Genomic DNA, 19,652 nt, shown 5'->3' on the forward strand with positions numbered 1-19,652 from the left:
GGCACCGCCGCGCACGATCAACGCAATCAGTGGCTGTGCTTCATCCGGTATTCGGCGCTGCGCGCGTGCGCCGGCAAGCCTTCGCCGTACGCGAGTTCCGCCGCGATCTCGCCGAGCGTCTGCGCGCCTTCGCTGCTGACTTCGATCACGCTCGAACGCTTGAAGAAATCATAAACGCCGAGCGGCGACGAGAAACGTGCGGTACGCGACGTAGGCAGCACGTGATTCGGCCCCGCGCAGTAGTCGCCGAGGCTTTCGCTGGTGTAACGGCCCAGGAAGATCGCGCCCGCGTGACGGATCAGCTGACCCCATTGATGCGGTTCCAGCGCGGAAATTTCCAGATGCTCCGGTGCGATGTCGTTGGCGATCGCGCAGGCCTCGGTCATGTCGCGCACCTTGATCAGCGCGCCCCGCCCTTCCAGCGACGCCTGAATCACGTCACGGCGCGGCATGGTGGGTAGCAGTTCGTCGATCGCATCCTGCACCCGCGCGATAAACGCGTCGTCCGGGCACAAAAGGATGGATTGCGCGAGTTCGTCGTGTTCCGCTTGCGAGAACAGGTCCATCGCGACCCAGCGCGGATCGGTCGTGCCGTCGCACAGCACGAGGATTTCGGACGGTCCGGCAATCATGTCGATGCCGACCGTGCCGAACACGCGGCGCTTCGCCGATGCCACGTACGCGTTGCCCGGTCCGCAGATCTTGTCGACCGGCGGCACGCTTTCGGTGCCGTACGCGAGCGCGGCGACCGCTTGCGCGCCGCCAATCGTAAATACGCGATCCACGCCGCCCAGTAACGCGGCCGCCAGCACCAGCGGATTCTTCACGCCGTCGGGCGTCGGCACGACCATCACGATTTCGCGCACACCGGCGACCCGCGCCGGAATCGCGTTCATCAGCACCGACGACGGATACGCCGCCTTGCCGCCCGGCACGTAAATGCCCGCGCGATCCAGCGGCGTGACCTTCTGGCCGAGCACCGTGCCGTCGGCTTCCGTGTATTGCCAGCTATGGCTGCCGCATTCGATCTTCTGCTTTTCGTGATAGCCGCGCACGCGCGCAGCCGCCGCTTCGAGCGCCGCGCGGCGCTTCGGCTCCAGTCCTTCGAGCGCGGCTTCGAGTTCCGACATCGGCAATTCGAGCGCCGACACGCTCGACGCGCCCAGACGGTCGAAGCGGTTCGTGTAATCGAGCACGGCCGCGTCGCCGCGCGTCTTCACGTCGGCCAGAATCTGCGCGACCGAGCGTTCGATCGCTTCATCCTCGCTCGCCTCGAACGCGAGCACCGCGTGCAGCGCCTTTTGAAAACCGACGGCGCTGGAATCGAGTTTGCGAATCTTGATAGACATACGGGTATCCGTTTCGGTAAAGCGCGCTTAAAGCAGAATCTCGTGAATGCTGCCTGCTTCAGATGACGGTCAGGCCGCCACGTTGCCGTGTTGCGACGCGCGTTCGAACGCGTCGAGAATCGGCCGCAGCGCCGCGCGCTTGAGCTTCAGCGCTGCCTGATTCACGACGAGGCGCGACGAGATCTGCATGATCTCCTCGACCTCGACCAGGTTGTTCGCGCGCAACGTGCCGCCCGAGCTGACCAGGTCGACGATCGCGTCGGCGAGGCCCACCAGCGGCGCGAGTTCCATCGAACCGTACAGCTTGATCAGATCGACGTGCACGCCTTTCGACGCGAAATGCTCGCGCGCCGCCTCGACGTATTTGGTGGCGACCCGCAGACGCGCGCCCTGGCGCACCGCATTCGCGTAGTCGAAACCCGACTTTACCGCCACCGACAACCGGCAGCGCGCGATGTCGAGATCGACCGGTTGATACAGGCCGCTGCCGCCGTGTTCGAGCAGCACGTCTTTACCGGCCACGCCGAAATCCGCCGCGCCGTATTCGACGTAGGTGGGGACGTCGGTTGCGCGCACGATGATCACGCGCAGGTTCGGGCTGGTGGTCGGCAAGATCAGCTTGCGCGACGTTTCCGGGTCTTCCGACACTTCGATGCCGGCCGCGGCCAGCAGCGGCAGCGTTTCTTCGAAGATCCGGCCCTTCGACAACGCCAGCGTCAGCGGCGCGTTCACTTCAGGTGCGGACGAGGTTTGCGCCATCGCGTTCATGCCTGGCTCCCGCTCACGCGGCGCACCTTCGCGCCGAGGCCGGTCAGCTTGGTTTCCATCCGGTCGTAGCCGCGATCCAGGTGATAGATGCGGTCGATCATGGTTTCGCCTTCGGCACGCAAACCGGCGATCACGAGGCTCGCGGACGCGCGCAGATCGGTCGCCATGACCTTCGCGCCGGACAGCGCGCCGACGCCCGTCACGAGCGCGGTCTTGCCGTCGATCGTGATGTTCGCGCCCAGCCGGTTCAGTTCCTGAACGTGCATGTAGCGGTTTTCGAAGATCGTTTCGACGCATTGCGACGTGCCGTCGGCAATCGCGTTGAGCGCCATGAACTGCGCCTGCATGTCGGTCGGGAACGCCGGATATTCCGACGTGCGGAAGCTCACCGCTTTCGGACGGCGATCCATATGCACGCGCATCCAGTCGTTGCCTTCCTCGATCGTCACGCCGGCTTCGCGCAGCTTGTCCGTCACCGCTTCGAGAATCTGCGGACGCACGTTGCGCAGCGTGACGTCGCCGCCCGCCGCCGCGACCGCGCACAGGAACGTGCCAGCTTCGATGCGATCGGGAATGACCGTGTGCTTCGCGCCGTGCAGCGCATCGACACCCTGGATCACGAGACGATCCGTGCCGATGCCATCGATCTTCGCGCCCATCGCGACCAGCAGATGCGCGAGATCGCCCACTTCCGGTTCGCGCGCGGCGTTTTCGATGATGGTTTCGCCTTCGGCCAGCACCGCCGCCATCAGCAGGTTTTCCGTACCGGTGACGGTGATCATGTCGGTCACGATGCGCGCGCCCTTCAGGCGCTTCGCGCGGGCTTCGATGAAGCCGTGGTCGATCGTGATTTCCGCGCCCATCGCCTGCAGGCCCTTGATGTGCTGATCCACCGGACGCGCACCGATCGCGCAACCGCCCGGCAGCGACACCCGCGCGTGGCCGAAACGCGCGACCAGCGGACCGAGCACGAGAATCGACGCGCGCATCGTCTTCACGAGTTCGTACGGCGCGACGAGGTTATCCACCTTCGACGCGTCCAGCGACACGCGGCCGTTCGCGCTTTCCGCGCGCACGCCAATCTGCTCGAGCAGTTTGATCATCGTGCGGACGTCTTGCAGATCGGGCACGTTGTCCAGATGCACCGGTTCCGCGCTCAGCAAGCCGGCGCAAAGGATGGGCAGCGCCGCGTTCTTCGCGCCGGAAATCACGACGTCACCCGCGAGCGGGTGGCCCCCTTCAATGACGAGTTTGTCCATGCCTGACATTTCCTGATCGGCCCGGCTGTCAGCCGTGCCACGATTGCCTGAATTCGACGCGCCATTCGCGACGGCGTGTCCATCTTGTGTAATTCGCACTAACTTTCCAGATTACGCGTTTTGCCATTCGGCGGGCGTCAGCGTTTTCATGCTGAGCGCGTGGATTTCCTGCTTCATCCGGTCGCCGAGCGCCGCATAAACCAGCTGATGGCGCTGGATCAGGCGCTTGCCTTCGAAGCTGGGTGCCACGATGGTCGCGAAGAAATGCTGACCGTCGCCTTCGACTTCGAGATGTTCGCAGGCGAGTCCTGCGGCGATATACGCTTTGACCTGTTCGGGAGTGGGCAACATGTAATGCTCCTGGTCAGTGGCGCAGCTTGTAGCCGGACGCGAGCAAACGCATCGCCAGCACGGCCAGCACCACGAAGAAACCGGTGACAATCGCGAGGCTCACGAGCGGGTCGATATCCGACATCCCGAAGAAACCGAAGCGAAAGCCGTCGATCATGTAGAAAAAAGGATTGAGCCGCGACACTTCGCGCCACACCGGCGGCAGCGTGTGCGTCGAATAGAACACGCCCGACAGGAACGTGAGCGGCATGATCAGGAAATTCTGGAACGCGGCGAGCTGGTCGAATTTTTCCGCGACGATACCCGCGATCAAACCGAGCGTGCCGAGAATCGCCGCACCGAGAATCGCGAACGCGACGATGAACAACGGCGCCGCGAAGCTCACCGGCACGAACCAGATCGTCACGATGAACACGCCGAAACCAACCGCCAGCCCGCGCACCAACGACGCCAGCACATAAGCGGAAAACATCTCGTAGTGCGACAGCGGCGGCAACAGCACGAACACCAGATTGCCAGTGATTTTCGACTGGATCAGCGACGACGAACTGTTGGCGAACGCGTTCTGCAACACGCTCATCATCACCAGACCCGGAATCAGGAAGCTCGTGTATTCGACGCCCGGATACACCTGCACATGACCGCGCAGCGCGTGGCCGAAAATGGTCAGATACAGCAGCGCGGTGATGATCGGTGCGAGCACCGTCTGGAAAGCGACTTTCCAGAACCGCAGCATTTCCTTGTAAAACAGGGTGCGAAACCCGCTGAAACTGCTCATGCAAGCCCCTCGATCACTTCCGGACCGTTCATCACCTGAACGAACACGTCTTCGAGATCGGCTTTGCGGACCTCGATTTCGTCGAATGTACAACCCGCCGCGCGGCATTGCGCGAGGATCGTTTCGACTTCGTCGTAATTAGACAGACGCAACAGATGCTGACGGCCATTGCCGTTCAGCTTGCCGCTTTCGACCTCGAGCGGACGCAGCGCCACCGGCAACACGCCTTGCGCGAAACGCAGGAACAACTGCATGCCGGCAAAGCGTTGCAGCAGCGTGCTGGTGCGTTCGAGCGCCACCACTTCGCCGCGACGGAGCATCGCGATCCGGTCGCACAGCGATTCCGCTTCTTCCAGATAGTGCGTGGTCAGCACGATGGTGTGACCTTCGCGATTCAGACGCGAGATGAACTTCCACAAGGTCTGACGCAACTCGACGTCGACGCCCGCAGTGGGCTCGTCCAGCACGATGACCGGCGGACGGTGTACCAGCGCCTGCGCGACCAGCACGCGACGCTTCATCCCGCCGGACAGCGCGCGCATATTGGTGTCGGCTTTTTCGGTGAGGTCGAGATTCGCCATCACTTCGTCGATCCACGCGTCGTTCTTGCGCAGACCGTAATAGCCGGACTGGATACGCAGCGATTCACGAACCGTGAAGAACGGATCGAACACGAGCTCCTGCGGCACCACGCCGAGCGCGCGGCGCGCGAGGCGGAAGTCGTCGACCACGTCGTGGCCGCGCACCGCGATGCTGCCTTCATTGGCGCGCGCGAGGCCGGCGAGAATGCTGATGAGCGTTGTCTTGCCCGCGCCGTTCGGACCGAGTAGCCCGAAGAACTCGCCTTCTTCGACCGTGAAGCTGACGCCTTTGAGCGCCTGCAAGCTCCTTGTAGCGCTTCTTGACGTTACGGATTTCTATGGCTGGCATGACAGTGCGCCGCGGGGACGCGCGGCGCCGAAAAGGGGCGAAATGTGCCGAAAGTAAACAGAATTTGGGGCGTTTGATGCCCCAAAAAGTGTTTGATTATAGGGCAAACCGAAGCGGAACCGGATTCGTCAGCTGGCTTCGGGATATCCGGACGTGACACGCGCGGCTCGCTGCGGGACCGTGTTGCGAGGTCGAAACCTCAGTCGAGCGGCGCGTTGGGGAAGGACTTCAGAGAACCGTCAATGTCGTGCCGACAGCAGCGTGTCGACGCCATACGCCTGCGCGAGACTGGCGAGACCAGCCGGCAGATTGACGATATCGAGCGCGGCGCCGCGGGCGACAGCCGCGCGTTGCCACGCGAGCAGCACCGCAAGCGCCGACGAATCGAATTGCGCGAGCGGCGCGCAATCGACGCCGGTCGCGCCAGCCGCGATGCGTTGCAGACCGGCCGCGAGCGTGACTTTCGCGCTCGCGTGGGTCAGCGTCGTGCCGGTTTCGAACCGGTTCACCGAACGCGCGGCGGACTCAACCGACACCGTGCTCACGACTTCTTGCCTGCCGCGAGTTGCTGGTTGCGCTGCGTCAGGAACTGGATCAGTCCGTCGACGCCGTGCTGCTGGATCTGCTCGTTGAACTGCTGCTGATACGCCTGGATCAGCCATGCGCCGAGCACGTTGATGTCATACACGCGCCAGCCTTGCGGCGTCTTGTACAGACGGTAGTCGAGTTCGATCGGCGAGCCGTTGTTCATCACGACCGAGCGCACCACGACGTCGGTGTCGTCAGGATTCGCGCGGAACGGCTTGTACTGGATCTGCTGGTCGCGAACCTGCGCCAGCGCGCCCGAATACGTGCGGATCAGCAGCATCTTGAACTGCTCGACCACCTGTTGCTGCTGTTCCGGCGTGGCCGTGCGCCAGTTGCGGCCCATCGCCAGCTGCGTCGTGCGGCGGAAGTCCGTGTACGGCAGGATCTTCTCGTTGACGAGCTGCGTGATGTGGCTGATGTCGCCTTGCTGGATGGATGCGTCGCTACGGACCGCGTCGATCACCTGCTGCGTGACGGTCTTGATCATGCCGTCCGGCGAGTTGGTATCGACAGTCTGAGCCGACGCCGCGCCACCAAACGAAAACAGTGCTGCAATAAACGGGATGAGGAAGAATTTTTTCATTTCGAACCCTGCAATAGAAATAGTGCACACATTGGAGCGGACGATAGCACGCGAGTTCAGCGGCAATCCATGCTCAAACTGCGAGAGTCGTTTCCAGGTGTTACGGTCCAAAAATTTTAACGAATCTTCAGCGCAGGGAAGTTCAAGCGCCCCGGCGGCACCAGCGAATTCGCCGGAACCGTGGTGGTTTCGGGGCCACCGTTCAGATCCAGCGGCGGCGTCGTAGCGGCGTCGGAGGCCGACGCCGCCGATGCCGCCTGCGGTGCCGAAGCGCCGCTGGCCGCGGCCGGCGCCGCTGCGGTTGCCGCACCCGACGCGCTTTCCGCGTCGTCGTAATTCGGCGGAGGCGTGTCGCCGTAATCCGGCAGCGCGTTGGGCTTGCCCTCCGACAGCAGATAACGGCGGCGTTGCAGATACGCGTTACGAATGAACGAATACTTGTCGAGCGCTGCGCCTTCCAGCACGTCGCCCGCATTCAGCAGGTTCGCGCGCACGTTGACCACGTTCAGCCCGTACAGCGCCCAGCTCAGACCCGGCGGATCGATATAGGTCAGCGGATTGACGTAGTAATTACCGATCGAACCCACCGCGTCGCGCACCGTGCTCGGACCGAACAGCGGCAGCACCAGATACGGACCGGCCGGCACGCCGTAATGGCCGAGCGTCAGGCCAAGATCGTTTTCATGCTTCGGCAGCTTCGCGAGCGTCGCGACGTCGAACAGACCGCCCACGCCGAACACCGTATTGATCACGATCCGCATGATGTCTTCGACACCGTCGGTGATCTTCAGCTGAAGCAGGTTGTTCGCCGCGATGTAGACATCGCCGATATTCGAGAAAAAGTTGGTCACGCTGTCCCGAACCGGCTGCGGCGTGATCCACACGTAGCCCTTCGCAACCGGCTTCAACGCGTACTGGTCGACCGTGTCGTTGAACTTGAAGACGGTACGGTTGAGACCTTCGAGAGGATCTTCTTTCGTGGGGGTCTGCACCGTCGAGCAACCGACGAGCAGCGTCGCCGCCAGCGCCATTGTGGCGATACGTACGCCGCCGACGCGCATGGTCTGCATTGTTGTTCTCCTTATTGACCGGCCGCCGACGCTGCGGATGACGCAGCAACGGCAGGCACAGCAGGTGCCGGCGCAGCCGGCGCGGGCGTCGCGTCGGGGGTGCCCGCCGCTGCGCCGGTTTTCGATGCGCCCGAATCGGCAGCCTTGCTGTACAAGAACTGACTGATCAGGTTTTCAAGCACGATCGCCGATTGCGTCATCGCGATCGTGTCGCCGGCTTTCAGCATTTCGCTGTCGCCGCCCGGCTCCAGGCCGATGTACTGCTCGCCCAGCAAGCCGGACGTGAGGATCTTCGCCGAGGAATCTTTCGGAAACTGGTATTCCTTGTCGAGATCGATCGTGACGACGGCCTGATACGCATTGCTGTCGAAGCCGATCGACGCGACGCGGCCCACCGTCACACCCGCGCTTTTCACCGGCGCGCGCGCCTTCAGGCCGCCGATATTGTCGAACTTCAGCTTGACCGGATACGTTGCCTGAAACGACAACGCGCTCATGTTGCCGGCCTTCAGCGCAAGAAACAGCAGCGCCACGAAACCGAGCACCACGAACAGGCCGACCCAAAAGTCGAGAGCAGTCTTTTTCATCGTCATCCCAAAGAGAAACCTACGCGCCGGCTGTCTCGCGCGGCGTCGTGCGCGCTGCGAAACAGGCCGTGCGGTTACGGCGATATAACAGGCCTGATACCGGACCGGACACCGCAGACCGAAGCGCCGTGCCGGATAGGTGATCGACCGCCTAGCTGAACATCAACGCGGTCAGAATGAAGTCGAGGCCGAGCACCGTCAGCGACGCGTACACAACCGTTTTGGTCGTGGCGCGCGACACGCCTTCCGGGGTCGGCTTGGCTTCATAACCCTGGTAAAGCGCGATGAACGTCACCGCGATACCGAACACGATGCTCTTGATCACGCCCGCGCCGACGTCGCGCCATGCGTCCACGCCGCCTTGCATCTGCGACCAGAACGCGCCGGAGTCGACGCCGATCATCAGCACGCCCACCACGTAACCGCCGATGATCCCGACCGCGCTGAAAATAGCGGCGAGGATAGGCATCGAGATCACGCCCGCCCACAGACGCGGCGCGACGACGACCTTGATCGGATCGACCGCCATCATTTCCATCGCGGTGAGTTGCTCGCCGGCTTTCATCAGACCGATTTCGGCGGTCAACGACGTGCCGGCGCGGCCCGCGAACAGCAGCGCGGTCACGACCGGCCCGAGTTCGCGCACCAGCGACAGCGCGACCAGCAGGCCGAGCGCCTGTTCGGAGCCGTAGCGGTTCAGCGTGTAATAACCCTGCAGGCCGAGCACGAAACCGACGAACAGTCCCGACACCGCGATGATCACCAGCGAATAATTACCGACGAAGTGGATCTGCTTCGTGACAAGACGCGGACGGCGCAGCAACGGAAACAGTTCGAGCACGAGGCGCAACAGCATGCGCGTCGCATAGCCGGCGGTTCCGAGACCGCCCAGCACCGAGCGTCCAAGCGAGCTGATCATGCCTGACCTCCGCCAATGCCGAAATCCGCCGCGAGCGGCGTTTGCGTGGGGTAATGGAATTTGAACGGACCGTCGGGCGCGCCGTCGATGAACTGACGTACGGTGGGATCGGTCGATGCGCGCAACTCGGCGGGCGTGCCTTCCGCATGAACCCCGCCATTGGCGAGGAAATACACGTAGTCGGCGATCGCGAACGACTCCGGCACGTCGTGCGTGACGAGAATCGACGTGGCGCCAAGCGCCTGATTCAGCGCGCGAATCAGATTGGCGGTGATGCCGAGCGAGATCGGATCGAGACCGGCGAACGGTTCGTCGTACATCATCAGTTCGGGATCGAGCGCGATGGCACGGGCCAGCGCGACACGGCGGGCCATGCCGCCCGAAATCTCGGACGGCGCGAGGTCGCGCGCGCCGCGCAGACCGACCGCGTTGAGCTTCATCAGCACGAGGTCGCGGATCAGTTCTTCGGGGAGGTCGGTGTGCTCGCGCAGCGCGAACGCCACGTTGTCGAACACCGACATGTCGGTAAACAGCGCGCCGAACTGAAACAGCATGCCCATCTTGCGACGCAGCGCGTACAGGCCGTCACGCGTTTGCGCGCCGACGTCCTGCCCTTGAAACAGCACCTGGCCGCGATTTGCACGCACCAGACCGCCGATCAGTCGCATCACCGTGGTCTTGCCGCAGCCCGAGCCGCCCATGACCGCCACCACCTGACCACGCGCAAAACGCATGTTCAGATGGGTCAGAACGAGCCGGTCGCCATAGCCGAAATCGACGTCACGCAGCTCGAGAAGGGTCTCGGAGGAGGAAGGCACGAAACTGACAGTCCTTTTACACGGAAGGCCGAATTATAGGGTCATCGTGCAAAAGCTGCTCTCTGCCGACCTGTCCCTTAACTTGATTTGACCATTATCGCTGAAATGCCTGCTGCAACGCAGATACAGCGGCCGCCGGGTCCGTGGCTTCGGTGATCGCGCGCACCACCGCCGCGCTGCCGACACCCGTTTCGAGCACGCGCGGCAACGCCTGCAGGTCGATCCCGCCGATCGCCACGAGCGGCACCTTTCCTTGCAACAACCTGACAAAACGCGCGAGCCGATGCAGACCTTGCGGCGCGGTCGGCATTACTTTGGTAGTCGTCGGAAAGAGTGCGCCGAAGGCGACGTAACTCGGCCGGAAATGCAATGCCGTGAGCAATTCGTAATAGCCGTGCGTCGAAAGACCGAGCCGCACGCCCGCCGCGGCAATCGCGGACAGATTCGCGGTGGTCAGATCTTCCTGACCCAGATGCACGCCGTAAGCGCCGGCTTCGACCGCGGCTTGCCAGTGATCGTTGATGAAAACCTGAGCATCGTGTTCGCGTCCTGCCGCGACACAGTGCGCGATTTCGCTGTTCAGCAGCGCCGGCTCCGCGCGCTTCAGCCGCAGTTGCACGGTCTTCACGCCCAGCTCGACCACTCGCCCGACCCAATCGGCGGTCGGCAGCACGGCGTACAGGCCCAACTGTTCCGGGCAGCGCGCGAACGGCTGCGCGGGCGCGTCCGGCAAACCGGTCACGCGCGGGAAACGCGCAAGATCGACCGGCCACGCGTCTTCGCCGGTGTGATCGCGCTCGTCGCCGTCGCGCCAGGCGAGCGCCAGCGTCAACGCGTTGTGCGGCTCGAAACCGCAATCGAGGAACGCCGCGAGCGCGGCAATCCAGTCTTCCGCGAGATGTCCTTCGAGCGAATAACGCACGCCGCCCAGGTGCAGCGTCGCGCGATTGTCGAATGCTTCGATGACGCCCGCGCCCTGCGTCTGCCAGCGCGCAATCCGCTCGGCGTTGCTGTCGTCGCCGTGCTGGCCGGGTTCTGTTGCTGCGTGCGCGTCGGCCAGCACGATCAGATCGCCGCCGTTGACGTCGTCCGGCGCGGTCAGGCAGATCCGCCACGTCACGTGGCTTGGCGGCCAGTCGCCGAGACTCGCGCGGATCCGCTCGACGGCTTCCGTCAGTTCGTCGGCGGGCGGCCAGAACAGATCGCGGCCGTTCAGGTTCAAGGTATCCGTCATGCTGCGCTCCCGTCTTGATGCCAAAACGGCATGCCGACCACCGGCGTGCTCGCGTGGGCGGTTTCACGTTCCGCCATCGGTCCCGCCAGATACGCCTGACGACCGGCCTCCGCGCCGAGCGCAAAGGCGCGCGCCATTGCGTCCGGGTGCGTGGCCTGCGACACGGCCGTATTCAGCAGCACGCCGTCGAAGCCCCATTCCATCACCTGCGCCGCGTGCGACGGCACGCCGAGCCCGGCATCGACGATCAGCGGCACGTCCGGCAGGCGTTCGCGCAACACGCGCAGTCCGTACGGATTGATCACGCCCTTGCCCGTGCCGATCGGTGCGCCCCACGGCATCAACGCTTCGCAACCGGCGTCCAGCAGCCGACGCCCGATCACGAGATCTTCGGTGCAATACGGCAACACCTTGAAGCCGTCCTTGACCAGACGCGCGGCCGCTTCGATCAGCCCGACCGGGTCGGGCTGCAGCGTGTAGTCGTCGCCGATCAGTTCGAGCTTGATCCAGTCGGTGTCGAAGACTTCGCGCGCCATGTGCGCGGTGGTGACGGCTTCCGCCACGCTCTGGCAACCGGCCGTGTTCGGCAGCAGCGGCACGCCGTGACGCTTCAGCAGGTCGAAGAAGCCGGCTTCCGCGCCGCCCTCGTTCATCTGCCGACGCAGCGCGACGGTGACCATGCCGGGCCGCGCCGCATCGATCGAATCGGACAGCGATTGCAGCGACGGATAGCGCGACGTGCCGAGCAGCACGCGGCTCTGGAAGGTTTGGCCGTACAGCGTGAGCGCGTCGGCGGGTGCGGGAGAAGTCATCGTTGAATCCTTGCGACTGGATTGAAGCCTGTTACTGGAGCCAGGTCGTTGCGGCCCGTGTTGCGCCCACGACCGGGCCGCGTGGGCCGAGGCGGATTAATCGCCTGAACCGCCTGCTAGTTGTCTGCTAGTTGTCTGCTAGTTGTCTGCTAGTTGCCTGCTAGCCGCCTGCGACCGGCGATACGACATCGAGTTTGTCGCCGGCTTGCAGCGCGCGCGCCGCATGCTGACCACGCGCGACGAAATCGCCGTTCAACGCCACCGCGAACGGCGGACGCGCGCCGAACTCGGTCAGCGCATCGGCGACGGTCGCGCCTTCCGGCAAGGTCAACGGTTTCTGGTTGATCTGGATATTCATGGTGTTCGGTGTGTGTCTCGTGTTTTTGTCTCAGTGCAGCCGGTGTCGCTTGCGCGGTGACCGCGTGTCGATCCGGCCCGGCTGCGTTCGTGTCACGCCGGCTCGCGCGCCGCGTCGAGCCGGAACAGTTCGCGCCAGCGCGCGTCCTGACGCCAGCCGTCGAAAGCGTCGGCATCGGCGATCCGGCCATCGAGCAGCGCCGACGCGAAGCGCACGGCTTCGTCGGCGACTTCCGGCGCGATCATGTAGCCGTGGCGGTACAAGCCGTTCACGCGCAAGGTTTGCGCCCCGTCCCACACCAGCGCCGGACGATGATCCGGCAAGGTCGGACGGCACTGCGAATTCAGTTCGAGGATGCGTGCTTCGCCGAATCCCGGATGCACCGAAAACGCCGCGCTCAGCAGTTCGAGCGCCGAGCGCACGCTGACGGGCGACATATCCTCGCCTTCGACTTCCGTCGCGCCGATCACGTACAGATCGTCCTGCTTCGGCGCGATATAGAGCGGATAGCGCGGATGCAGCAAGCGGACCGGCCGCGTCAGGCCGATTCCCGGCGCGCGCACGCGGGCGACTTCGCCGCGAATGCCGCGCAATGTCGGCATCACGGCCTTTGCGCCCAGCCCTCGGCAATCGATCACGATCCGCGCGGGCGGCACGCTGCCTTCACCGATCGCCGTGTTCCAGTGCGTTTCGACGCCGCGTTGCGCGAGACCGGCCGCCAGCGCGTTCAGCACTTGCCGGTTGTCGAGCTGACCTTCGCGCGGCAACAGCCAGCCTTGCGCGAAACGCCCGGCCAGCGCCGGTTCGGCCGCACCGAGTTGCGCGCCCGCGAGCGTCACGAAGCCGCCGTCGAGCAGGTCGTCCGGTGCATTGGAACGCACGCGACGCTCGAACAGCGGCGCTTCCGTGCGATCCGCGTGATGCCAGACGACCAGCGTGCCGTTACGTTGAAAAAACACCGGTTCGGGCAGATCGGCGAGCAGTCGCGGCCACGCATCCAGCGACGCCGCGCCCAGACGCGTGATCAGCAATTCGGCGCTGGCGGCTTCGGCGAGCGGCGCGAGCATCGCGGCGGCGACCCACGCCGCCGCTTGCGAGCCGTCGGCGGGACCGCGCTCATACAACGCGACGCGATGGCCCGCGCCGGCGAGTTGCCACGCGACCAGCCGGCCGCACAGGCCACCGCCGAGCACGGCGAAATCCGGTTGGGAGAGACGGACGTGGGACGTCATCGCGCAGCCTCCGCGACAATCGACGGAATACGTCCGGCACAATAAGCTGAAGAATAGGCGGTCATCGAATCCTTTCCGTACGGCGAAAAGCGCACGTACCCAAGGACGAAACCGGCGGGCGAGGCCGGCCGGGCGTGTGTGCATCCGGTATGGATGCTGCCCGGTGGGGACAGGGAAACCTGGCCACTGACACTGCCAGCGATTCCAGAAACTTCCCGCGCCGGTATTACCCGGATCGGGTGCAAAGGGTCTCTCTCAGCCTCGCCGACACGCCTGCGTTGATCTGCATTTGTGCGCGAAGCACCCCTGTTTCGTCGTAGGTCATTAGACCATAAAAGCCGCGCGGCCCGCAAACGCGGGGCTGACCGACGGCGTCGTTATCTCTCTATTGTTAGCGCGAGATCAGGACGCGGTGTCGCGCGAGTTTGGGAGCGCGATCCGGCGCGATGGGTTCCGATGCCGGAGTGCCGCATCGCTCTGGCACAATGACACAGCCGGAAGGCCGCCGCGACGGGTCTTCACGCGGTTTCGACTTAATTCAGGCTTAAGACACCGGCGGCAGACTTCGCGCCACGGCTGCGTCAGCAGTGCAGCCGGCACAGCCGTCTGCTTCGCCAATTCGTCGCACACACAGCTATACGCCGTGGGCCGGCACTTCATCAGGATGCTCATGACACCCGATATTTCACCTGGCAGCACGCCGCAAAAGCCCCTCGATCCCGACGACAGGATCTCGACCTGGAGCCTGATCAAACCGTACTGGGTCTCCGAGGAACGCGGTACCGCGTGGTCGCTGTTCATCGCGACGATCCTCATCAATCTCGCGCTGGTCTGGATCAACGTGCGCCTGAACTCGTGGAACCGCGACTTCTACAACGCGCTGCAAGCAAAGAACGTCGAGGAATTCCCGCGTCTGATGCTGTTCTTCACCGGCATCGCGTTCGCGTTCATCATCCTCGCGGTGGCGGGGCGCTATCTGCGGCAGATGCTCGGGTTCCGCTGGCGACAATGGCTGACCACGCGCTATCTGAACGAATGGCTCGGCAAGGGCGCGTTCTACCGGATCGAGCGCGACCGTCTCGCAGACAACCCCGACCAGCGGATCAGCGACGACCTGCAATCGTTCGCGAACACCACGCTCGCGCTGACACTCGACCTGATGTCGACGCTGGTCACGCTGGTGTCCTTCATCACGATTCTCTGGACACTCGCCGGCGCCCTCACCTTCAGTCTCGGCGGCACGCCGGTCACGATTCCCGGCTATATGGTGTGGACCGCCGCGTTGTACGCGCTGGTCGGTTCGTTCGTGATCCAGCGCGTCGGCCGCAAGCTGGTGCCGATCAGCTATCAGATGCAGAAAGTCGAGGCGGATTTCCGCTTCGGACTGATCCGCGTGCGTGAAAACGCCGAGCAGATCGCGCTGTACGACGGCATGAAAACCGAGAACACGCACGCGCACACGCTGTTCGGCCGGATTCGCGACAACTGGTGGCAGTTCATGAAGTACACGGCGCGCTACAACATCGCGCTGAATTTCTACAGTCAGGTCGCCATCGTCTTTCCGCTGTTCGTCGCGTCGCCGCGTTATTTCGCGGGAGCGTTCAGTTTCGGCACGCTGATGCAGATCTCCAGCGCGTTCGGCACGGTCAGCGATTCGTTCTCGTGGTTCATCAACAGTTACAGCACGTTGGTCGAATGGCGCGCTACGGTGAATCGTCTGCGCGAATTCCGTCGTGTGATGAGCGCGCCGCGTCTGAAGGAATCGATGTCGCCGGGCACCGAGCATGGCGGCGTCAATCTGCGTTTCGTCGATTCCCCCAAGCTCACCACGCAAAGCCTGCAACTCGCGCTGCCGAACGGCACGCCGCTGTCGGCGATCCGCGATGTGTCGATCGAACCGGGTTCGCGCTGGCTGATTCGTGGCGCGTCCGGCTCCGGAAAAAGCACGCTGATGCGCGCGATGGCCGGCTTGTGGCCGTTCGGTAGCGGCTCGATCGACGCGCCGGTCGGCGCGAAAATGATGTTCGTGCCGCAGCAAAGCTACATGCCGATCGGCACGCTGAAAGCCGCGCTGACCTACCCCGCCGCCGCCGAAGCATTCAGCGACGAGCTGTGCCGCGACGTGCTGCGCGCCGCGCGCCTCGAAGGCTACGTGGACCAGCTCGACGAATCGGCGCATTGGGCGCGCGTGTTGTCGCCGGGCGAACAGCAACGCCTCGCCGCCGCGCGCGTGTTGCTCGCGAAGCCCGATTTCCTGTTCCTCGACGAAGCCACCAGCGCGCTCGACCCGGTCAACGAAGAGCATCTGTATCGGCTGCTGCTCGACCGGTTGCCGAACGCGGCGATCGTCAGCGTCGCGCATCGGGAGTCGGTGGCGGCGTTCCACGGCGAAACGCTCGAAGTCGATCGCGCCGACGAGGCGCTCGAAGCGTGAACGACGTCCGGCAGACTGACCGTCCGGACGGCGCGTCGCGCTCGCGCGTCGTGCTGATTACCGGCGCCGGCTCGGGCATCGGCGCGGCGCTCGCCCGGCGGCTCGCCGCGCCGGGCGTCGCGTTGATGCTGCACGCGCGCGGCGCCGACGACGCGTCGCGTGAGCGGCTCGCGGCCGTCGCCAGCGAATGCAGCGCACTCGGCGCGGCGTGCGCCACGGTGTTCGCCGACCTGGCGGAACGCGGTTCGGCAGCACGGATCGTCGACGCGACGCACGCCGCGTTTGGCGCGCTGGATCAACTGGTTGCAAACGCCGGACACGCGCAACGCCAGACCCTCGAAACACTCGATGCCGATACCTTCGACGCCGCTTTCGCCGCGATGCCCGGCGCGTTCGCGGCCTTGTTGACGCGCGCCGCGCCGCTGCTCGAAGCCTCATCGCGCGGCCGGGTGGTGGCGCTCAGCTCGTTCGTCGCGCACCGCTATCGCGCCGACGCACCGTTCGCCGCGACGTCGGCGGTCAAGGCGGCGGTCGAATCGCTGGCGAAAACCGCCGCAGCCGAATTCGCGCGGCACGGCGTCACCGTCAATTGCGTCGCGCCCGGTTACACCCGCAAGGATCGCGGCCCCAGCGCCGACAACGCGCCCGCGTGGGCCCGCGCCGCCGACGCCACGCCGCTCGGCCACGTCGCCGAACCCGCCGACATCGCCGCGCTGATCGCGTTTCTGCTGTCCGACGACGCCCGTCATATCACCGGTCAGGTGATTCATATCGACGGCGGACTGACGCTCGGCTGACGCCGTCGTCCCATCGCATCGCAGCCTCATGCCACCCCGTTTTCCGGTGGCGCAAATGCAACAATCCCACTTCGCGAGTCCGGCAATTCTTGCCGGGTTCCACCCGTTTTCGCGCCGATATCCTCACTAATTATTACTTACGGAAACGCGCGTTAAGACTTTTGAACACCTTGAAATCAGTTTCGAAGCCCGCAGGCTGTTCCGCGATTTGAAAACACGGCTTCGAGGCGACGATTGCCATGTGGACTCATCCGTTCGGTTCATCTGGCATCCGCGCTCCCGGATCACCTCATAACCCCGTCGGCCGTCCGACGTCCAATACAACACCCGTTTTCAGCTTGACCCAGCTTTCGGCCGGGCACGCCTGTGTTGTGAATTAACCGTGATCCACTGTGAACCGATCGTGAGCCACTCGACAGCCTTTCGCCCTTCATCGCGCGCCGCCCCGCGCCACCGTCCCCGGTGGGCCGCGCTGCCGCGCCGTTGCGCCCGGCTCGCCGCCGTCGCATCGCTCACACTTGGGCTGAACGGCTGCGCGTGGACGCTGGTTTCGGTCGCCGACGCCACCGGCTCGGTCATCCAGGCCGGTTACGCGATCGCGTCGAACTATTCGTCGCCGACCTTCATCAACGGACAGGCGGCGTCGGTGCATTCGGTGTGTATCGAGGTCAACCAGAACGTGTCCGTCAGCGACTTCGTGCCTGCGCTTCAACTGGCGCTGTACCGTCGCGGCGTACGCTCCGACGTGTACAACCCCGGCACCGCGCCGGTCGCATGCGAAGCACGGATCGTGTATAACGCTGCGGTCGAGTACGGCCGGCGTGCGTTCAGCGAGGAACCGACGCCTTACCTTTCGGTAATCGACCTGACGCTGATCCAGGAAGGCCGGATCGCCGTGACCGCGCGCTATCAGACCGGCGGCCTCGGCCACGACCGGTTCTCCAGTTCGTCGGTAAAACTCGGCGGGCTGATCGACAAGATGGTGGTCAATCAGCTCGAACTGAAACCCGCTCCCATGCAGCCGATCCAGACCACGCAAGCCAACGTGATGATCGAGCCGGTTCCTGGCCCGTAAGCGTCTTCTCCGACTTCCTTACAGCGCACACGCTTTCTATCCTGCCCCGTTATCGCGGCACGCCCGCAGCCGATGGCGCGAGCTTGCCGTCCGTTACTCCGGAAAGGAATAGAAAGCATCCCCCCGCTTCCGGCGGTAAGGGCTATCTCTTACCATCGGCTGCATGAACCAATCCATTCTGGTCGTCGACGACGACCCCGTCGTGCGCGATCTCGTGCGCGAATATCTGCAAGGCCGTGGCTATACCGTGGCAGTAGTCGAACACGGCATGGCGCTTCAACGCGCGCTCGAAACCGAGCGTCCCGCGCTGATCGTGCTCGACATCATGATGCCGGAGCTAGACGGCATCAGCGCGTTGCGCGCGCTGCGCCTCGCCGGCAACGACATTCCCGTGATCCTGCTGACCGCGCGCGCCGATGTGATCGACCGCGTGATCGGACTCGAACTCGGCGCCGACGATTATCTCGGCAAGCCGTTCGAGCCGAGCGAACTGGTCGCGCGTATCCGCACCGTGCTGCGCCGTCGCGGCACGATCGCGCCGGGCGCACCGGAACAGCGCGCGCCGTATCGCTTTGGCCGTTTCGAAGTGAATTTCCCCGCGCGCGAACTGCGCCGCGACGGTGAGCGGATTGCGCTGCGTTCGAGCGAATTCGCGATGCTGAAGGTGTTCGTCACGCATGCGATGACGGTGCTGACGCGCGCGCAATTGCTCGAAAAGCTGCACGGCAATAGCGAGGCGCACCGCAATCGCAGTCTCGACGTGTCGATCTGGCGCTTGCGACGGCTGATCGAGGTCGATCCGTCGGAACCGCGTTATGTGCAGACGGTTTGGGGACGCGGCTACGTGTTCGTGCCGGATGGCGAGATCGGCGCGGCGGAACGTGTGTCCACGCCGCTGCCGTCGCAGGAAGCCTGATTCTCGTCCGATCTATATCCGGCGCGCGGCAACTTCGCCGCCGTCGCCGGAACCGGGATTCCGGCCACCGGAATCCCTCTACCACCTAGAACGTCAGCACGCTCAGGAACATCTTCTGAAGCCAGCCGAGCGTCGTCGAGTCGGCGAGCATGCCGACGCCGGCCTGCTCGATTCGCGCATTCGCGACCTTGCCCGATTCGACGTAATTGTTCAGACCGATATCGCGCGGATTCACCACGCCCGACAGTCGCAGACGGTCGCGGTTGCCGTTCATCGAAATTACCTTTTCGCCCGACACCATCAGGTTGCCGCCCGGCATCGTGCCGATCACCATCACCGCGAGCGTGCCGCTCATCGCGTTGGTGTCGGTCAGGTTGCCCGAGCCCTTGAAGGTCGTGCTCGACGAGCCGATGTTGAACAGCCGTGCGAGCCGTGCGGCCGCGCCGGTGGATTTGTCCGCCGCTTCCGCCGAAATCTCGCTCGCGCGACTCGCGTTCGCGGTCGCCGCATTCGATCCCGTGTACGACTCCGACAGGATGATGGTCAGCACATCGCCGATATGCTGCGCACGCGGCGTCTCATACAACGCCACCGACACGCCCGCCTGATAGATCGAGCCTTGCGTGTTGACGTTGAGCGGCATCGCGGAGAGCGGCGGCAGCATCGGCGTATCGACGATCGAATCCTGATGAGTGGCGCACGCACCGAGCCCGCCGGCGATAAAAATCGCGCCTGTGAGCGCGGCAATCAAACGAAGCGGCGTCATGGTGTCCTCGGCCTGAATCAGATAGTAG

20 protein-coding genes, 1 pseudogene and 1 riboswitch are annotated in these 19,652 nt (G+C 64.3%); of the genes and pseudogenes, 4 read left to right on the forward strand and 17 right to left on the reverse strand.

Annotation, left to right across the window (positions count from 1 at the left end; translation table 11 throughout):
* Positions 1 to 26 precede the first annotated feature (26 nt).
* From hisD to PW947_RS09360, 16 genes and pseudogenes are all read right to left on the reverse strand, one after another.
* Positions 27 to 1,349: a histidinol dehydrogenase gene (gene hisD, locus PW947_RS09285; RefSeq protein WP_299631058.1), complete on the reverse strand. Its 1,323-nt coding sequence runs from the start codon at positions 1,347 to 1,349 to the stop codon at positions 27 to 29.
* A gap of 69 nt (positions 1,350 to 1,418) precedes the next feature.
* Positions 1,419 to 2,117 (reverse strand): ATP phosphoribosyltransferase, encoded by a 699-nt coding sequence (gene hisG, locus PW947_RS09290; protein ID WP_299631059.1) that lies wholly within the window; start codon positions 2,115 to 2,117, stop codon positions 1,419 to 1,421.
* Positions 2,114 to 3,376 (reverse strand): UDP-N-acetylglucosamine 1-carboxyvinyltransferase, encoded by a 1,263-nt coding sequence (murA, locus tag PW947_RS09295; RefSeq protein WP_299631060.1) that lies wholly within the window; start codon positions 3,374 to 3,376, stop codon positions 2,114 to 2,116. Before murA ends, hisG begins: the two co-directional genes overlap by 4 nt.
* A 111-nt stretch (positions 3,377 to 3,487) precedes the next feature.
* Positions 3,488 to 3,727, reverse strand: coding sequence for a BolA family protein (locus PW947_RS09300; protein WP_299631061.1), 240 nt, complete (start codon positions 3,725 to 3,727; stop codon positions 3,488 to 3,490).
* A gap of 13 nt (positions 3,728 to 3,740) precedes the next feature.
* A complete protein-coding gene (locus PW947_RS09305; protein WP_299631062.1) occupies positions 3,741 to 4,505 on the reverse strand; it encodes an ABC transporter permease in 765 nt (254 codons plus the stop codon).
* Positions 4,502 to 5,435 (reverse strand): annotated as a pseudogene (locus tag PW947_RS09310) (ABC transporter ATP-binding protein). Before PW947_RS09310 ends, PW947_RS09305 begins: the two are co-directional and overlap by 4 nt.
* A gap of 239 nt (positions 5,436 to 5,674) precedes the next feature.
* Complete coding sequence (locus PW947_RS09315) at positions 5,675 to 5,980, reverse strand: STAS domain-containing protein (RefSeq protein ID WP_299631063.1); 306 nt, start codon at positions 5,978 to 5,980, stop codon at positions 5,675 to 5,677.
* The gene (locus PW947_RS09320) at positions 5,977 to 6,606 is read right to left on the reverse strand and encodes a phospholipid-binding protein MlaC (RefSeq protein WP_299631064.1); all 630 of its coding nucleotides are present in this window, start codon (positions 6,604 to 6,606) and stop codon (positions 5,977 to 5,979) included. The genes PW947_RS09315 and PW947_RS09320 overlap by 4 nt, the downstream gene beginning before the upstream one ends.
* A gap of 116 nt (positions 6,607 to 6,722) precedes the next feature.
* Entirely contained in the window at positions 6,723 to 7,676 is a 954-nt protein-coding gene (locus tag PW947_RS09325) for a VacJ family lipoprotein (RefSeq protein WP_299631066.1), read from the reverse strand.
* An 11-nt stretch (positions 7,677 to 7,687) separates the two neighbouring features.
* Positions 7,688 to 8,263, reverse strand: a complete 576-nt coding sequence (gene mlaD / locus PW947_RS09330) for an outer membrane lipid asymmetry maintenance protein MlaD (protein WP_299631067.1) — start codon at positions 8,261 to 8,263, stop codon at positions 7,688 to 7,690.
* Between the two features lie 151 nt (positions 8,264 to 8,414).
* On the reverse strand, positions 8,415 to 9,182 hold the full coding sequence (gene mlaE, locus PW947_RS09335) for a lipid asymmetry maintenance ABC transporter permease subunit MlaE (protein ID WP_299631068.1): 768 nt from the start codon (positions 9,180 to 9,182) through the stop codon (positions 8,415 to 8,417).
* Positions 9,179 to 10,000 (reverse strand): ABC transporter ATP-binding protein, encoded by an 822-nt coding sequence (locus PW947_RS09340; protein ID WP_299631069.1) that lies wholly within the window; start codon positions 9,998 to 10,000, stop codon positions 9,179 to 9,181. The genes mlaE and PW947_RS09340 overlap by 4 nt, the downstream gene beginning before the upstream one ends.
* Before the next feature lie 94 nt (positions 10,001 to 10,094).
* Positions 10,095 to 11,234, reverse strand: a complete 1,140-nt coding sequence (gene thiE, locus PW947_RS09345) for a thiamine phosphate synthase (RefSeq protein ID WP_299631070.1) — start codon at positions 11,232 to 11,234, stop codon at positions 10,095 to 10,097.
* Complete coding sequence (locus PW947_RS09350) at positions 11,231 to 12,046, reverse strand: thiazole synthase (protein ID WP_299631071.1); 816 nt, start codon at positions 12,044 to 12,046, stop codon at positions 11,231 to 11,233. Before PW947_RS09350 ends, thiE begins: the two co-directional genes overlap by 4 nt.
* A 160-nt stretch (positions 12,047 to 12,206) precedes the next feature.
* Complete coding sequence (gene thiS, locus PW947_RS09355; RefSeq protein WP_299631073.1) at positions 12,207 to 12,404, reverse strand: sulfur carrier protein ThiS; 198 nt, start codon at positions 12,402 to 12,404, stop codon at positions 12,207 to 12,209.
* 92 nt (positions 12,405 to 12,496) lie between these two features.
* Positions 12,497 to 13,636 carry an FAD-dependent oxidoreductase gene (locus PW947_RS09360; RefSeq protein WP_299631076.1) on the reverse strand — a complete coding sequence of 380 codons (1,140 nt, stop codon included), beginning with the start codon at positions 13,634 to 13,636 and terminating at the stop codon, positions 12,497 to 12,499.
* Positions 13,637 to 13,831: 195 nt separating this feature from the next.
* A riboswitch (TPP riboswitch) is annotated at positions 13,832 to 13,954 on the reverse strand.
* Positions 13,955 to 14,306: 352 nt separating this feature from the next.
* On the opposite strand from PW947_RS09360, the gene PW947_RS09365 reads away from it, so the two are divergent.
* From PW947_RS09365 to PW947_RS09380, 4 genes are all read left to right on the forward strand, one after another.
* Positions 14,307 to 16,070, forward strand: coding sequence for an ABC transporter ATP-binding protein/permease (locus tag PW947_RS09365; RefSeq protein WP_299631078.1), 1,764 nt, complete (start codon positions 14,307 to 14,309; stop codon positions 16,068 to 16,070).
* Positions 16,067 to 16,867 (forward strand): SDR family oxidoreductase, encoded by an 801-nt coding sequence (locus tag PW947_RS09370; protein ID WP_299631079.1) that lies wholly within the window; start codon positions 16,067 to 16,069, stop codon positions 16,865 to 16,867. The genes PW947_RS09365 and PW947_RS09370 overlap by 4 nt, the downstream gene beginning before the upstream one ends.
* Positions 16,868 to 17,339: 472 nt before the next feature.
* Entirely contained in the window at positions 17,340 to 17,942 is a 603-nt protein-coding gene (locus PW947_RS09375; RefSeq protein WP_299631206.1) for a hypothetical protein, read from the forward strand.
* Positions 17,943 to 18,105: 163 nt separating this feature from the next.
* Positions 18,106 to 18,858, forward strand: coding sequence for a response regulator (locus tag PW947_RS09380; protein WP_299631081.1), 753 nt, complete (start codon positions 18,106 to 18,108; stop codon positions 18,856 to 18,858).
* 85 nt (positions 18,859 to 18,943) lie between these two features.
* Here PW947_RS09380 and PW947_RS09385 read toward each other — a convergent pair whose 3' ends face one another.
* Entirely contained in the window at positions 18,944 to 19,624 is a 681-nt protein-coding gene (locus PW947_RS09385; RefSeq protein ID WP_299631082.1) for a flagellar basal body L-ring protein FlgH, read from the reverse strand.
* Positions 19,625 to 19,652: the final 28 nt, after the last annotated feature.

It is taken from the genome of Paraburkholderia sp., assembly GCF_028283785.1.
Classification (GTDB): Bacteria; Pseudomonadota; Gammaproteobacteria; order Burkholderiales; family Burkholderiaceae; genus Paraburkholderia.

Coding starts and splice junctions, on each gene's coding strand:
- hisD (WP_299631058.1), bottom strand. CDS start 1,349: ATGTCTATCAAGATTCGCAAACTCGATTCCAGCGCCGTCGGTTTTCAA.
- hisG (WP_299631059.1), bottom strand. CDS start 2,117: ATGAACGCGATGGCGCAAACCTCGTCCGCACCTGAAGTGAACGCGCCG.
- murA (WP_299631060.1), bottom strand. CDS start 3,376: ATGGACAAACTCGTCATTGAAGGGGGCCACCCGCTCGCGGGTGACGTC.
- PW947_RS09300 (WP_299631061.1), bottom strand. CDS start 3,727: ATGTTGCCCACTCCCGAACAGGTCAAAGCGTATATCGCCGCAGGACTC.
- PW947_RS09305 (WP_299631062.1), bottom strand. CDS start 4,505: ATGAGCAGTTTCAGCGGGTTTCGCACCCTGTTTTACAAGGAAATGCTG.
- PW947_RS09320 (WP_299631064.1), bottom strand. CDS start 6,606: ATGAAAAAATTCTTCCTCATCCCGTTTATTGCAGCACTGTTTTCGTTT.
- PW947_RS09325 (WP_299631066.1), bottom strand. CDS start 7,676: ATGCAGACCATGCGCGTCGGCGGCGTACGTATCGCCACAATGGCGCTG.
- mlaD (WP_299631067.1), bottom strand. CDS start 8,263: ATGAAAAAGACTGCTCTCGACTTTTGGGTCGGCCTGTTCGTGGTGCTC.
- mlaE (WP_299631068.1), bottom strand. CDS start 9,182: ATGATCAGCTCGCTTGGACGCTCGGTGCTGGGCGGTCTCGGAACCGCC.
- thiE (WP_299631070.1), bottom strand. CDS start 11,234: ATGACGGATACCTTGAACCTGAACGGCCGCGATCTGTTCTGGCCGCCC.
- PW947_RS09350 (WP_299631071.1), bottom strand. CDS start 12,046: ATGACTTCTCCCGCACCCGCCGACGCGCTCACGCTGTACGGCCAAACC.
- thiS (WP_299631073.1), bottom strand. CDS start 12,404: ATGAATATCCAGATCAACCAGAAACCGTTGACCTTGCCGGAAGGCGCG.
- PW947_RS09360 (WP_299631076.1), bottom strand. CDS start 13,636: ATGACGTCCCACGTCCGTCTCTCCCAACCGGATTTCGCCGTGCTCGGC.
- PW947_RS09365 (WP_299631078.1), top strand. CDS start 14,307: ATGACACCCGATATTTCACCTGGCAGCACGCCGCAAAAGCCCCTCGAT.
- PW947_RS09380 (WP_299631081.1), top strand. CDS start 18,106: ATGAACCAATCCATTCTGGTCGTCGACGACGACCCCGTCGTGCGCGAT.
- PW947_RS09385 (WP_299631082.1), bottom strand. CDS start 19,624: ATGACGCCGCTTCGTTTGATTGCCGCGCTCACAGGCGCGATTTTTATC.